This window comes from Paraburkholderia sp. SIMBA_027, from assembly GCF_046535315.1.
GTDB classification, from domain to species: domain Bacteria; phylum Pseudomonadota; class Gammaproteobacteria; order Burkholderiales; family Burkholderiaceae; genus Paraburkholderia; species Paraburkholderia tropica.
Window position 1 is genome coordinate 1 of the sequence record NZ_JAWRWY010000403.1, and the last position, 278, is coordinate 278.

General features: G+C 29.5%; 1 protein-coding gene. It reads right to left on the minus strand.

Annotation, left to right across the window (positions count from 1 at the left end; translation table 11 throughout):
- Positions 1-7: 7 nt before the first annotated feature.
- The coding region (locus tag SB764_RS39590) for a hypothetical protein (protein ID WP_410866693.1) at positions 8-278 on the minus strand (271 nt) is incomplete at its 5' end.

Here is a 278-nt window from a genome sequence, read left to right on the forward strand (position 1 = left end):
TTCATGATTACTCTGTCTTTTCAAAAGTTAAACTATAGTGAAATGTTTTCCAGTCGCTCATGAAAACCAATACGCCGTTACAGAAAAAGTAATTGGATTGAACCAGCAAATTATTATTTTGATCCACTGTAAAGCGTGATTTCTGAAAATTCCACCCACCGAAGATCAATGGAATCCCATCAAGCATGAATCTCTTTTCTTTTAAATAAAAGAAACCATCTTTTTTTAATTTTACTTTTACATCTTTATCAAATAAAACATTTTCAGATTCATATATT